Origin of the sequence: Psychroflexus maritimus (assembly GCF_011089875.1) — a bacterium.
GTDB lineage: Bacteria > Bacteroidota > Bacteroidia > Flavobacteriales > Flavobacteriaceae > Psychroflexus > Psychroflexus maritimus.
The window spans coordinates 1-13,249 of sequence record NZ_JAANAS010000033.1 but is presented as its reverse complement, the minus strand read 5'-3'; the positions used below and the strand labels follow the sequence as shown (position 1 = coordinate 13,249).

The following is a 13,249-nucleotide window of genomic DNA, read 5'->3' as shown; positions in this document are numbered from 1 at the left end:
CATTCTTCATAAGTTAAATTAACTATTCATTTCATATGAATACCAATGAAAATAAATTTGTTCTACTCCTACAAGACAAGGAGTCTTCTCTGTTTTGTAAAGAAATTCTATTAGAAACAACTGATTTTATGTGTATTGATTTCAATGATATAAATCAAGCTTATAATTTTATGAAGACAAATTTACCAATAGAATGTATTTATGTGATTTCATCCCATCCAGTAAATAATGAACATTCAGGAATTGATTTTATCCTCTATTTAGAAGAACTATACAAAAAGCATAAAAGAGCAATTCCATTCCAACCTGTACTCATTTCCTCTCCAGAATACCAATCTTACTTAAAAGATATTAAATCGAAAAGCCTTAAAAAAATTTTATACAAACCACTAAAACCTAGTTTTAGTGATTGTTTTTCAGATTAAACATTAATCAATTTTTCTAGTTTAGCTGTTTTTTATAGATTAAAAATTTTTGGTTTTACTAACTGCATTATTTATTCAAAAATGAAAATACCTGTAAATAGTTAGCTAATTATTATTTTAAAATCCTTACGACTAATCCTTATTTATAATTATTGTTCAGTTAAATTATTACGAATTTTTGAAATCGCTTTTTGCCAACCTCTTTCTTTTACTTACTTTGTGAATATATAAAAAAGTAATGAAAACTCCCTTATTGGCTTTTAATTCTAAAGGCATTTATTGTGAAGCAGCTAATGTGTATATCGACGCATGGAAGCCTGTAGATAAAGTCATTATTTCTCATGGGCATGCAGACCACTCACGATGGGGACATCAAAAGTACATTACGCATCACGATAACGTGCCCATTGTCGAGCATCGTTTGGGAGAAGTAAATATTGAAGGCAAAGCCTACGGCGAAAGTTTTATTATTAACAATGTGAAATTTAGCTTACATCCTGCTGGTCACATTATAGGAAGTGCTCAAGTTAGGGTAGAACACAAAGGCGAAGTTTGGGTGTTTTCTGGCGATTATAAAGATGAAGCAGACGGTGTTTGTTCACCTTTTGAACCTGTCCCTTGCCATACGTTCATCACCGAATGTACCTTTGGTTTACCCACTTTTAAATGGAAACCCCAAGCCAAAGTTTTTGAAGAAATCAACCAATGGTGGAAACAAAATCAAGCCGAGGGTAGAACTTCAGTTTTGTTTGGGTATTCCTTAGGGAAAGCCCAACGCTTATTAAAGCATCTCAATCCTGAAATTGGAAAAATTTACACCCATGGCGCTATTGAAAATATGACGGAAGTTTTGCGAAATTTAATAGACTTTCCCCCTACTCAATTAATTACTAGAGAAACCACCAAAACCGAACTCAACGGAAATTTAGTCATTGCACCGCCAAGTGCTCACGGTAGCACATGGATTAAAAAAATGACACCTTATGTTACCGCTTCCGCCAGTGGATGGATGACCTTTAGAGGAGCAAGACGCCGCCGAGCCATCGATAAAGGTTTTGTGCTAAGCGACCACTGCGATTGGAACGGAATCATTAATTCCATTAAAGCAACAGGTTGTGAAAAAGTAATTTGCACCCATGGTTATACCGATATTTTTGCTAAGTATTTACGCGAACTTGGCTATGATGCCAGAACTGAAAAAACACAGTATGAAAGCCCCCTAGCCCCCAAAGGGGGAATTTAAAGAATTCCCCCTTTGGGGGCTAGGGGGCTAATCTTTAAAAATGAAAGCATTTGCCCAACTTATTAAAACCATCGACTCCACCAACAAAACCAATTTGAAGGTAGAAGCATTGGCGGATTATTTTCAGCAGGCATCTGATAAAGATAAGGTTTGGACCATTGCTATTCTTTCACATCGGCGTCCACCACGACCAGTGAATACGACTGTAATCCGTGAGTATGCTTCGGAATTGGCAAACATTCCGCTATGGCTTTTTGAAGAATCCTACCATATTGTAGGCGATTTAGCCGAAACCATAGCTTTAGTGATTCCCGATTCTCAACAAGAAACCGAAAAAAGCCTAACACAATACTTAGAAGAAATGTTAGCTTTAAAAAAAGAATCTGACGAAGTCAAAAAAGAATACTTGGTTTCCAATTGGAAAAAACTCAATTACTACGAACGTTTTGTTTTTACCAAGTTAATTACAGGCGGTTTTAGAATTGGTGTAAGTCAGAAATTGATGACGCGTGCCTTAGCCAAATCCACCGGAATTGATGAAGAAATTTTAGCCTTTAAATTAATGGGGAATTGGAATCCTAATAAAATCAGCTATCAAGAGCTTATTTTAGAAGAAAACGAAGCCGATTACCTTTCTAAACCGTATCCGTTTTATTTAGCTTATGCCATTGAAGACCAACCCAGCAATTTAGGTAATCCATCAGATTGGTTAGCCGAACACAAATGGGACGGCATTCGAAGTCAGGTGATTATTCGTAAAAATCAACTCTTTGTGTGGAGTCGTGGTGAGGAATTGGTGACCGATAAATATCCAGAATTTGAAGATTTTGTAGGTAAACTTCCCAACGGAACCGTATTGGATGGTGAAATTTTAGCCTATCCAAATAATGAAATAGGAAGTTTTAAAGACTTACAAACCCGCATTGGTAGAAAAACAGTTTCTAAAAAACTATTGGAAAAAACGCCTGTCATTTTAAAAGCTTACGACATTCTTGAATTTCAAGGCAAAGACCTTCGGAAGAAACCCTTTGCCGAAAGAAGAAAAATTTTAGACCAATTGCATGCCGATTTCAAGGATGAAATTTCTGTTTTTCACCTTTCAGAAATCATGGAATTTTTCGCTTGGAATGAAATGGCCAAAGAACGTGAAAATGCCCGAGAAATTAAATCAGAAGGTTTAATGATTAAACGCAAAGATTCCACTTACGGCGTCGGCAGAAAAAAAGGCGATTGGTGGAAATGGAAATCCGACCCTTTTAGCATCGATGCGGTACTTACCTACGCCATGCGCGGACACGGAAGAAGAAGCAATCTCTTTACCGATTACACCTTTGGCTTGTGGGACGATGAGCACAAAGAATTAGTCACTTTTGCCAAAGCTTATTCCGGTTTAACCGATAAAGAATTTAAAAGTTTAGATGCGTGGATTAAAAAACACACCTTAGAACGTTTTGGCCCTGTACGCAGTGTTGAGCCTTATCACGTATTCGAAATTGCTTTTGAAGGCATAGCCGAATCCAAACGGCACAAAAGTGGAGTTGCCACCCGTTTCCCCAGAATTTCCCGTTGGAGAACCGACAAAAAAATGGAAGAGGCTAATACACTGGAAGATTTGAAAGCTATGATTACGAAGTAAATACAGGCCTTAGATTACAAAATCTGCAAATCCTTCTTACCTATCCTACTTAGGCTAGGAAATTTATAATGATACATTTTTTATTATTTCATTTATTTTTTCAAATAAATTTGTTTGTGTTTAAAAATATTACATACCTTTACGATATCAAAATAATATCATATTTATACTAAATTAAAAATTATGAAAGAAGAAAAGATTATTGTTCCCGCCAATGGCTACCTTATGTTATTTGTGTTTTTACTTTTATTTATAGGAAGTATTGGGCTTATTTTTGCATTCAAAACGGGTTGGCCTGTTTTGAGTATGATTGTTGCTTTAGTATTGGCTGCGGGGTTTTTAATGGTTCAACCAAACGGCTCAAGAGTTTTATTATTATTTGGAAAATACGTAGGAACAGTCAAGAAAAATGGATTTTATTGGGCAAATCCCTTTTACACCAAAAAGAAAATTTCCCTCCGCGCTAGCAATTTTGATAGTGAACGCTTAAAAGTGAACGATAAACTTGGTAACCCAGTTATGATTAGTACGATTTTGGTTTGGCGGGTTAAAAACACCTACAAAGCCGCTTTTGATGTAGATAATTATGAAAACTTTGTACGCGTACAAACTGATGCGGCAGTACGAAAATTAGCTAGCATGTATCCGTACGATAATTTTGCCGACGAAGGTCACGATGAAGACATTACTTTACGCTCTAGTGTAAACGAAGTAAGTGAAGCTTTAGAAAAAGAAATAGACGAACGATTATCAACCGCTGGAATTGAAGTTTTAGAAGCTCGAATTGGTTATTTGGCCTATGCTCAAGAAATAGCCAATGCTATGCTGAAACGTCAACAAGCCACTGCCATTGTAGCTGCACGACACAAAATTGTAGAAGGAGCAGTAAGTATGGTAGAAATGGCTATTGAGCAATTAAGCCAAAAAGGGGTTGTTGATTTAGATGAAGAACGAAAAGCAGCTATGGTAAGCAACTTAATGGTGGTACTTTGTGGTGATAAAGAAGCTGCTCCGGTAGTGAATACGGGGACTCTAAATCATTAAACTATAGATTTATGTCCAAAAAAAAAGCATTTGCCTTACGAATTAACGAAGACATGCTCAAAGCTATTGAAAAATGGGCCGCAGATGAGTTTCGTAGCACCAACGGACAGTTAGAATGGATGCTTATGCAACAACTCAAGGAACATAAGAGAGAACCTAAGAAAAAAGATAAGACTTAATTTGAAAGGAAGAAATGCCTATTTTTTCTAATCGCTAATCGAATTGGTTTTTTAAAGGAAATGATAATCAAGGTTGAATTTTTTTAAAACAACAATTTTATTCATATCCTGAGTTCGATTTGTGATTTATAAAGAGCAGCAATAAAATATCAAATCAGCTTGAGCGTTATTAATATCAAATAAGTTTTCCTATTTTTACCACTTTAAAAATAACACTATGGCCTCATCTTTTGAAAAGTATCAGCGTAGGCGATTAATTTCGTCTTATTTCTCTGTGGTACTTAGTATTGCGTTGGTTTTGTTTTTGGTAGGTGTACTCGGACTTTTAGTTCTGAATACTAAAAAAGTAGCCGACCATTTTAAAGAGCAAATAGCCTTAAGTGTGTATTTAAAAGACACCGCTAAAGAAGTTGAAATTGATCAGCTTAAAAAAAGCTTATCTATAGCTGAGTACACTAAATCTACAGCTTTTATTTCAAAAGAAGAAGCGGCCAAAGAATTTAGTAAAGAAATCGGTGAGGATTTTATGGAATATTTAGGGTATAATCCGCTACAAAACTCCATTGACGTTTATTTTAATGCCGATTATGTTTCTGAAGTAAAAATTGCTGAAATTACCAGAGATTTACTGGAAAACGACTTTGTTGATCAAGTTGATTATGACAAGCCATTAATCGCCCTTCTCAATGACAACATCAAAAAATTAAGTTTTTGGATTTTGGTAATCAGTGGTACTTTTACATTTATTGCCGTTTTGCTTATTAATAGTTCCATACGTCTTTCTGTATATTCCAAAAGATTCATTATAAAAACCATGCAAATGGTTGGAGCTACAAAAGGTTTTATAAGAAGACCCTTTATTTGGAAAAGCATAAAATTAGGAATACTAGGAGCATTTTTGGCCTTAGCAGGAATGGCTATTATGCTTTATTACCTCAACCTTAGTTTTCCAGAATTACAAATTTTGAGTGATGAAATTATCATTTTAGCTATATTTGCAAGCATTTTACTCTTAGGAATTTTAATCACGTGGATTAGTACATTTTTTGCTACTCAACGCTTTTTGAACTTAAGAACAGACGAACTTTATTACTAATAAATTATGGCCGACAAAAAACAATCAAAATACCAAGCAAAAACACAAAGTCAAGTTCATAAGGAGTTTATCTTTGAACGTAAAAATTATATCTTCATGTTAATTGGAGTTGGTATTATAAGCTTAGGCTTTGTTTTGATGGCCGGAGGAGGAAGTGATGATCCCACCGTTTTTAATCCCGAAATTTTTAACTGGAGACGCATCCGATTAGCCCCAATTTTAATTATTATTGGTTTTGCGGTAGAAATTTATGCCATCTTGCTTAACCCCCACAAAAAGTAACCTTTATGTTTACGGAATGGGATTTAAGCGACTACCAAAAAGGTCAGGTGCTCCTTTTTGATAAGCCTTTGCACTGGACTTCATTTCAGTTGGTCAACAAAATTCGTTGGGTAATCAAGAAAAAATTCAAAATCAAAAAAATTAAAGTAGGTCACGCCGGTACTTTAGATCCGCTGGCAACAGGTTTAGTGATTTTGTGTGTAGGAAAAAAAACAAAAGAGATTAGTCAGTTTATGGGAATGCCCAAAACATATACAGGAAGATTTTGTATTGGCGCCACCACTCCCTCATTTGATTTAGAAACCGAAATAGACCAAACTTTTGCAACTCAGCACATCACTACAGCCATGATTGAGAAAACTTTAGCTCAATTTATAGGCGAAATACATCAACAACCGCCTGTATTTTCAGCCCTTAAAAAAGACGGAAAACGACTTTACGAATTTGCCCGTAAAGGCGAAGAAGTTGATATTCCTACAAGAAAAGTTCAAATTCATGACTTTCGAATTACCCATCATAACATCCCCAATGTAGATTTTGAAGTGAATTGTTCTAAAGGAACCTACATACGAAGTCTTGCTCACGATTTTGGAAAATCATTAAACTCTGGAGCACATTTAACAAAGTTAAGAAGAACGAGAATTGGCGATTTCAAAGTGGAAGATGCCCTTTCTGTTGAAAATTTTGTTGACCAAATGCAAAACACCTCATCCCTCAATGAATAACTTACAACAAACATATTTCGCAGCTATAAAGGAATTTCAACATCAATTGAAGCATCAGAAAAAGAAACTTTTAGTTTCAAGCTTAATCAGACTAGCCGTTTTTTTCCTCATAGCTTTTGCACTCTACTTTTTTTGGGGGAAAGATAAATGGATTATTGGAATTTTAATTTTAGGGATTGCCGCATTTATTTTTTTAGTGAAAAGACACACTAATTTAAAACACCAAAAAGTTAAATTAGACCACCTGATTACAATTAACGAAAATGAAATTAAAGTCTTACACAAAGATTTTTCTCATCAAGCTTCAGGTGAAGAATACTTAGATCATAGCCACGCTTACGCGCAGGATATAGATTTATTTGGCGAAAAAAGTTTCTTTCAATACCTCAACCGGACTTCATTAAAAAGTTCAGAAAAGAAATTGGCTCAACTGCTCACCTCTAATTCGATAGAAGCGATTGACCAAAAGCAAAAAGCAATTCAAGAGTTGGCCGCTAAAATGGAGTTTAGGCAAGCCTTTTCAGCAGAAGCTAAAATGGTTCATACAGAAACTTCACCTGAAGATGTTGCTCAATCTTTACTTCATTACAAAGCCTTTGTTCCCAAAGTTATGCGCTGGTTTCCTTATGTTTTTTCTGCTTTATCAGTACTTGTTTTTATTTTGCTTTTCCTTGATTTTATCGGCTTGTCTCAGCTTTTACTTTGGTTGGTTTTAGGTTTAGGAATTACAGGTATTTTCATAGGTAAAACGCAAAAACTTTCTAGTTTTGCTAATCAAGCACAAAGTATTTTTCAGCAATACGCTACCTTAGTAAAGCTTCTAGAAGAACAGAACTTTGATGCCAATTTACTCAAAGCGTTTCAAGCTGAGGTAAAATCGACTAAGGGAGTTTCTTCTGTTCTAATGCATCAATTTGCAAAAAAAATTGATGCTTTAGAACAGCGTAACAATTTTTTATTAGGTTTTGTCCTCAACGGGTTTTTCCTTTGGGATCTTCAGAAGTCTCATCCCATAGAACAATGGATTGCACAACATGCTGCCAATTATCAAAAATGGATAGCCGTTGTACATTTGTTTGATGCGTATAATTCGCTTGGAAATTTTGCCTTTAATCACCCTACTTACACCTATCCTAAATTAACTTCGGAAGGACCTATTCTAAAAGCAAAACAAGCCGTTCATCCACTCATCGACTCAGCTTCAGCAGTAAGAAATGATGTTGAAATTGGAGCGGATAACTTCTTGATTATTACCGGGGCAAACATGGCGGGTAAAAGTACGTTCTTAAGGACCCTATCCTTGCAAATTGTAATGGCTAATTTAGGTTTGCCGGTATGTGCTTCGGCAGTCCATTACCGCCCTATTCAACTGATTACCAGTATGCGTACAGTTGATTCGTTGGCCGACGAAGCCTCTTACTTTTTTGCTGAATTAACTCGCCTAAAATACATTGTTGAGCAACTTCAAAATCAAACTTATTTCATTGTTTTAGACGAAATTTTAAAAGGCACTAATTCTACCGATAAAGCGAATGGCTCTAAAGATTTTATGAAAAAATTACTAAAGTTTAATTCGGTTGGAGTAATTGCTACTCATGATTTAAGCCTTTGTGAAATAGCTGAGGAATATCCTCAAGTAAAAAACTTCTATTTTGATGCCACTATTAAGGATGACGAACTGAGTTTTGATTATCTGATGAAACCTGGAATTTGTCAAAATATGAATGCTTCCTTTTTACTAAGAAAGATGGGGATTGTTGATTAAAAATCTATTTGTCTTTTTAAGCAAGATTTTTTAGCGTTAATGTAGGAAATAACCTTGGCCAAACATCACACAATCACCACATCAAAAAACACCTATTAAAATATTGGGCTAAAGCCCATCATCAACCTTCAAAATTTACAAACGGGATAAATCCCATTCCTATTGATGAATATAAAATGATTTCCTTTTAAAGGAAAATAAAAACCTCAATTTAAAGGAAGGAATAAAAATTCAAAAACCATTTTTAATGAGGGAATTCAATAGCCTCCATTTTTAGTGAATTACCTTCTTAATTTCTACCTGTTTTTATTTCAAAGGAATTCATGAATCTCGTACGTACGGGATTAACGCAATAAATTTACATTTTTTTTTAAATGAGAATGGAATTGAAGATGATTTGTAGTAGTGGTAATTAAAAAAAAGCTATTTACAAAGCAAACTCTCCTTTATAATGTTTCATAACCGCTTCAATCATAGGATCAAATTTAACTTTAATTTGCAGGGATTTTTCATCGTCAAAAAGTTGTTTTGCCATGACAGCTGTAAGGTAATTTTGAAGAACTTCATTGGCGGCGAAATCATAATTAAAATTAAGCTCATTCAGACTATCCTCAAAATCTTGAAGCATTTCATTGGTAATTTCTTCATTTTGATTCAAAAGTTCTTCAAAACTAAGTTGGTTAAAGTAGGTCCTATCTTTTTCCATAAAGTCAAAAATAAACCGATCCATTACGCCTCCTTGGTACATGTATTCAAAGTCATTTTGCAATTGATTAGATTTAGGCACAAAAAGGTCTGGGGTAATACCCCCTCCCCCGTAAACAATTCTTCCGCCTTTGGTAGTAAATTGAAGCGAATCATTGACAGGAATGCTGTCTTTTTCTACAAGTTCGCCATTTGTAAGTCGTTGGTGATATTGGTCAAAATAAGAATTTTTCCCGTTTTTGTAAGGGCGCTGTATAGATCTTCCAGAAGGGGTGTAATAGCGAGAGGTTGTAAGCCTTACTGCACTTCCATCACCTAAATTCATTTCTTTCTGCACTAATCCTTTGCCATAAGACCTACGTCCTACAATCCATCCGCGGTCGTTATCCTGAATAGCCCCAGCAATCACTTCGCTAGCAGAAGCCGTTTTTTCATTGATGAGAACATACAAATCTCCTTTCGTAAACAAGCCTCCTTTGTGAGCAAAATTCTCTTTAGTTTCTCCGGTCCTGTTTTTGGTCTGTAAGATAGGCGTATCTTCTTCAAGAAATTCATCGACCAATGCAATAGCTTCGCGAAGATACCCCCCAGTGTTGTTTCTTAAATCTAATACAATCCCTTTTGGTTGCTTCGATTTTAATTGGTTGAGCTTGTATTTAAATTCTGCTGCTGTGGTTTCTGAAAAACGATTAATTTTAATGTAAGCAAGTTCTTCGTTCAGCATAAAACCTGCATCAAGACTTTTAATAGGCACAATAGCTCTTTTAAGGTCGAAGTTCAATACCTCATTTTTTCCTGTTCGTTTAACTTTAAGATTGATTTTTGTATCTATTTTTCCTTTGATAAAACCAGCTACTTCATCAGCATTTAGGTTTTTTCCATAGAGTGTATCTTGGTTGGCCATTAAAATTCGATCTCCAGGAAGAATTCCTGCTTTTTCACTTGGACCGTTAGGTAGGGTATGGATAACGGCAAGACTATCTTGAAGTTGATAATAACTTATACCAATACCAACAATATTTCCTCTCATTTTTTCCTGTACATTTGCAAAATCGCTTTTAGGAATATAGGTAGAATGTGGGTCTAATTCATCTAAGATGGCGTTTGTCGTGGCATTTACAATGCTATCAATATTCACATCATCTACATAATCTCTTTCAATGTAGTTAATCAGATTTATTAGTTTTTGCTTGTTTTGGTTGGCAGGAATTTGAAGTGAACCGCCTGAAGTATTTGCCATAAATCCACCTATAATAATTCCCGTGGCTAAAGAAAAACCAATGATTAAAGGCAGGTATTTTTTAGGCAAATTATTCATTATGCAAAATATTTTCTAGGTGTGTGATTTCTACTCCAGCTTTTTTTAAAAATTGAACTCCTGCATCATCTTTATACGCATTTTGAAAAACTACGCGGGTAATTCCAGCTTGGTGGATTAACTTGCTGCAATCTTTGCATGGCGAAAGTGTAATGTACAAAGTAGCTCCTTGACAAGATTGAGTTGATCGGGCAACCTTTAAAATAGCATTTGCTTCAGCATGTAAAACATACCATTTGGTACTGCCTTCGTTATCTTCACACTTGTTTTCAAAACCAGAAGGGGTGCCATTATAGCCGTCAGAGATAATCATTCGGTCTTTAACAATAATCGCCCCTACTTGTTTTCGGTTACAGTGAGACAACTTGCCCCACTCTTTTGCAATACGCAAATAAGCTTTATCAAACTTTTGTTGTTTTTTTGAAATCTTCATGGGGAGTAAATGTAAGTTTTCTTAGCGGAACAAACTTTAAATAAAAAATAAAATATTACCACAACCAAACTTCTCTAAGTATAGGAATAGATAAACCAATAATAATTGAAGCCATAACTAAAACCCAATCGCGTTTTGATACTTTAAAAATACGCTGTGCAATAAAAGCTAGCAAAAGAACAACCAAAACAGTAAGTAGATGAGCTATTTCAATGCCAAGTGCAAATTCAATAAGCACTAGCAAAGGTTGTTCTACACTCTCTGAAATCATTAAAAAATAAGAAGAAAAGCCAAAGCCATGTACCAATCCAAAAAATAAAGTAACTACATAAAGTAAGTTTAACTTAGCTCCTGATTTTGTTTTTCTTCCAGTGAACAAGCTATAAACCGCCGTAAATAAAATACTGGCTGCAATCAAAAACTCTATCCATTTTTCATCTACTTGCACTAGTTGGTATGCGGCAAGCCCTAATGAAATAGTATGGCCTAAGGTAAACATGATGACTAACCAAAATACCTTTTTCCAACTGCTAAATTGATAACCAACTACCAAAGCAGTAAGAAATAAAACATGATCATAAGCATTCCAATCTAATACATGTTGAATACCTAAATTTAAATAGAACCAAAATTCTGACATCTGAACCGCTTTTAATTTGTGTTTCAAAGGTGCAAAAAAAACTAGAAAACACAAATATTCCATATATCAATTCTAGCTTAAATAAAAACCAAGGTAAAAAAATCTATATATGCTATTTCCTAAACACCTTATCTTTATTCAGCAGCTGTGTTATTTCATTATATCATCACCCCTATCCTACTGTTTTAAAGGAAGAAAATGAAATCATGATGGGTTTATTTTAGCTAATCATTTAAAGTATTTTTTAGATGAATTTAATACCACTATAGTTTTTCAATGAGAAATCCTTAGTTTTGTTTTTTTTTAAAACAGCTTCAATGTCTAGTAAAACTAGAAAAAAAATAAACTTTGTACTTCTAGCGCTTGTAGTTTTGGTAATTTTCACCTTAACTAATCTTGTTTTTTCTGAAAACGGACTTGACGAAAAAACCAAAATCAATTTGACTAATAAGGTCAATTCACTTGATCGTGATGAGGTTTTTGTAGATTATTCAGCATTTAAAAGCTTCAAGTCTATCCATCATCTTGAGGCTTATAAAAACTTTAAAACTGCTATCGATTTAAAAGCTAAATACACCAAATTTCATGGTTCGGTTTTAGTAGCTTATAAAGATCAAATTATTTTTCAAGAGTCCTACGGATTTAAAAATCCTGTGAATAAAACAAGTCTAAGAAGTGATACTTCTTTTGAATTAGCCTCGGTAAGTAAACAATTTACTGCCGCAGCGGTACTAATGTTAGCAGAAGAAAATTGCCTTGACATTGATGCTCCTGTAGCTAATTACTTACCCGACTTTAAATTTGAATCGGTAAGTATTCGTCAACTTTTAAAACACCGTTCTGGACTTTGGGATTACATGTACATTACAGAAGCCTTCTGGAATAAGTCTCATGCGCCTAATAACCAAGAGGTAGTCAAGCTTATTTCTGCTCATCAAAGGCACCTTAATTTTACACCAGGCAGTCGATTTAATTACAATAATTCAAATTATGTGGTCTTAGCTGCTTTGGTTGAAAAAGTAAGTGGCATAAGTTTCGAGAACTTTCTAGGAGAGCGAATTTTTGATGCTTTGTGTTTAAACGACACTTACATTGGTTTACCTAATAGAGCAATTGATTTTGTTGCTAATGCCTTTATTGGTTATGGAAGAGGTTATGTAAACCTTCCTCCAAGTTTTCATAATCGAGCTTTAGGCGATAAAGGAGTTTATGCTTCTTCCACCGATTTATTCCGTTGGTTTATTGCCTTGAAAAACAATAAGGTTTTAAGTAAAGATTATGTAGAATTGATGTTTAATCAAGATGAATTTGATACCTACAAATATGGAATGGGCTTTAGAACCAAATACACTAATACCAAAGAGCCTGTCATTTACCACAATGGGATTTGGGATGGCTACCGAAATGGCTTAAGCTATTTTCCGCAGGATGATTTAGTGGTTATTGTTTTAAGCAATACACAAAATAGAAGAAAAAAATACATGCAAAATAAGTTGATTAAAGAAGCTAAAGCCTTTATTAATCAACCAAATGTAGTTCAAAACCTTTCCAGTAAAAAGAAAGAAAAAGAGCTTGTTTTATAGGGGGTACAATTCTTTCAGTAAATTGGTTTTAGTAAAACATAAACCTAGCGTAAATTAAAGTTAGATTAAGTGAACTGAGTTTAATAACCTGAGTTCGATTATAATCACAAAGTCAAAATCAATAAGGATATTCAGTTACAAGGCAATTTTTTGAAGGATAGCCTTAGCTATCGTG

The 13,249-nt window shown here is 34.6% G+C and carries 13 protein-coding genes; 10 read left to right on the top strand and 3 right to left on the bottom strand.

Annotated features, from left to right (window positions below; genetic code table 11):
* The first annotated feature begins 35 nt into the window (after positions 1-35).
* The 9 genes from G7034_RS02870 (at position 36) to G7034_RS02830 (ending at position 8,395) form a co-directional block, all read left to right on the top strand.
* On the top strand, positions 36-425 hold the full coding sequence (locus G7034_RS02870; RefSeq protein WP_166399457.1) for a hypothetical protein: 390 nt from the start codon (positions 36-38) through the stop codon (positions 423-425).
* A gap of 238 nt (positions 426-663) precedes the next feature.
* Complete coding sequence (locus G7034_RS02865; protein ID WP_166399456.1) at positions 664-1,668, top strand: ligase-associated DNA damage response exonuclease; 1,005 nt, start codon at positions 664-666, stop codon at positions 1,666-1,668.
* Between the two features lie 40 nt (positions 1,669-1,708).
* Positions 1,709-3,304 carry an ATP-dependent DNA ligase gene (locus G7034_RS02860; protein ID WP_166399455.1) on the top strand — a complete coding sequence of 532 codons (1,596 nt, stop codon included), beginning with the start codon at positions 1,709-1,711 and terminating at the stop codon, positions 3,302-3,304.
* A 183-nt stretch (positions 3,305-3,487) separates the two neighbouring features.
* The gene (locus G7034_RS02855; RefSeq protein ID WP_166399454.1) at positions 3,488-4,348 is read left to right on the top strand and encodes an SPFH domain-containing protein; all 861 of its coding nucleotides are present in this window, start codon (positions 3,488-3,490) and stop codon (positions 4,346-4,348) included.
* Between the two features lie 11 nt (positions 4,349-4,359).
* Positions 4,360-4,527: an Arc family DNA binding domain-containing protein gene (locus G7034_RS02850; protein ID WP_166399453.1), complete on the top strand. Its 168-nt coding sequence runs from the start codon at positions 4,360-4,362 to the stop codon at positions 4,525-4,527.
* A gap of 217 nt (positions 4,528-4,744) precedes the next feature.
* Entirely contained in the window at positions 4,745-5,623 is an 879-nt protein-coding gene (locus G7034_RS02845; RefSeq protein ID WP_166399452.1) for a cell division protein FtsX, read from the top strand.
* A 6-nt stretch (positions 5,624-5,629) separates the two neighbouring features.
* Positions 5,630-5,905: a DUF3098 domain-containing protein gene (locus G7034_RS02840; protein ID WP_166399451.1), complete on the top strand. Its 276-nt coding sequence runs from the start codon at positions 5,630-5,632 to the stop codon at positions 5,903-5,905.
* 5 nt (positions 5,906-5,910) lie between these two features.
* Positions 5,911-6,630 carry a tRNA pseudouridine(55) synthase TruB gene (gene truB, locus G7034_RS02835; RefSeq protein ID WP_166399450.1) on the top strand — a complete coding sequence of 240 codons (720 nt, stop codon included), beginning with the start codon at positions 5,911-5,913 and terminating at the stop codon, positions 6,628-6,630.
* A complete protein-coding gene (locus G7034_RS02830) occupies positions 6,623-8,395 on the top strand; it encodes a MutS-related protein (RefSeq protein WP_166399449.1) in 1,773 nt (590 codons plus the stop codon). The genes truB and G7034_RS02830 overlap by 8 nt, the downstream gene beginning before the upstream one ends.
* Positions 8,396-8,822: 427 nt before the next feature.
* Here the strand turns inward: G7034_RS02830 and G7034_RS02825 are convergent, their stop codons facing one another.
* Genes G7034_RS02825 through G7034_RS02815 form a run of 3 tightly spaced genes read right to left on the bottom strand, consistent with a single transcriptional unit; the run spans position 8,823 to position 11,491 of the window.
* A complete protein-coding gene (locus G7034_RS02825) occupies positions 8,823-10,418 on the bottom strand; it encodes a S41 family peptidase (RefSeq protein ID WP_166399448.1) in 1,596 nt (531 codons plus the stop codon).
* Positions 10,411-10,851 (bottom strand): deoxycytidylate deaminase, encoded by a 441-nt coding sequence (locus tag G7034_RS02820; RefSeq protein ID WP_166399447.1) that lies wholly within the window; start codon positions 10,849-10,851, stop codon positions 10,411-10,413. Before G7034_RS02820 ends, G7034_RS02825 begins: the two co-directional genes overlap by 8 nt.
* Before the next feature lie 55 nt (positions 10,852-10,906).
* Positions 10,907-11,491, bottom strand: a complete 585-nt coding sequence (locus tag G7034_RS02815) for a HupE/UreJ family protein (RefSeq protein ID WP_166399446.1) — start codon at positions 11,489-11,491, stop codon at positions 10,907-10,909.
* A 317-nt stretch (positions 11,492-11,808) separates the two neighbouring features.
* Between G7034_RS02815 and G7034_RS02810 the strand changes: the two genes are divergently transcribed.
* Positions 11,809-13,074 carry a serine hydrolase domain-containing protein gene (locus G7034_RS02810; protein ID WP_166399445.1) on the top strand — a complete coding sequence of 422 codons (1,266 nt, stop codon included), beginning with the start codon at positions 11,809-11,811 and terminating at the stop codon, positions 13,072-13,074.
* Positions 13,075-13,249: the final 175 nt, after the last annotated feature.

Excerpts from the sequence above, each read along its gene's own strand:
- G7034_RS02870 (WP_166399457.1), top strand. The coding sequence starts at position 36 with ATGAATACCAATGAAAATAAATTTGTTCTACTCCTACAAGACAAGGAG.
- G7034_RS02815 (WP_166399446.1), bottom strand. The coding sequence starts at position 11,491 with ATGTCAGAATTTTGGTTCTATTTAAATTTAGGTATTCAACATGTATTA.
- G7034_RS02860 (WP_166399455.1), top strand. The coding sequence starts at position 1,709 with ATGAAAGCATTTGCCCAACTTATTAAAACCATCGACTCCACCAACAAA.
- G7034_RS02810 (WP_166399445.1), top strand. The coding sequence starts at position 11,809 with ATGTCTAGTAAAACTAGAAAAAAAATAAACTTTGTACTTCTAGCGCTT.
- G7034_RS02820 (WP_166399447.1), bottom strand. The coding sequence starts at position 10,851 with ATGAAGATTTCAAAAAAACAACAAAAGTTTGATAAAGCTTATTTGCGT.
- G7034_RS02850 (WP_166399453.1), top strand. The coding sequence starts at position 4,360 with ATGTCCAAAAAAAAAGCATTTGCCTTACGAATTAACGAAGACATGCTC.
- G7034_RS02825 (WP_166399448.1), bottom strand. The coding sequence starts at position 10,418 with ATGAATAATTTGCCTAAAAAATACCTGCCTTTAATCATTGGTTTTTCT.
- G7034_RS02855 (WP_166399454.1), top strand. The coding sequence starts at position 3,488 with ATGAAAGAAGAAAAGATTATTGTTCCCGCCAATGGCTACCTTATGTTA.
- G7034_RS02865 (WP_166399456.1), top strand. The coding sequence starts at position 664 with ATGAAAACTCCCTTATTGGCTTTTAATTCTAAAGGCATTTATTGTGAA.
- truB (WP_166399450.1), top strand. The coding sequence starts at position 5,911 with ATGTTTACGGAATGGGATTTAAGCGACTACCAAAAAGGTCAGGTGCTC.
- G7034_RS02845 (WP_166399452.1), top strand. The coding sequence starts at position 4,745 with ATGGCCTCATCTTTTGAAAAGTATCAGCGTAGGCGATTAATTTCGTCT.
- G7034_RS02840 (WP_166399451.1), top strand. The coding sequence starts at position 5,630 with ATGGCCGACAAAAAACAATCAAAATACCAAGCAAAAACACAAAGTCAA.
- G7034_RS02830 (WP_166399449.1), top strand. The coding sequence starts at position 6,623 with ATGAATAACTTACAACAAACATATTTCGCAGCTATAAAGGAATTTCAA.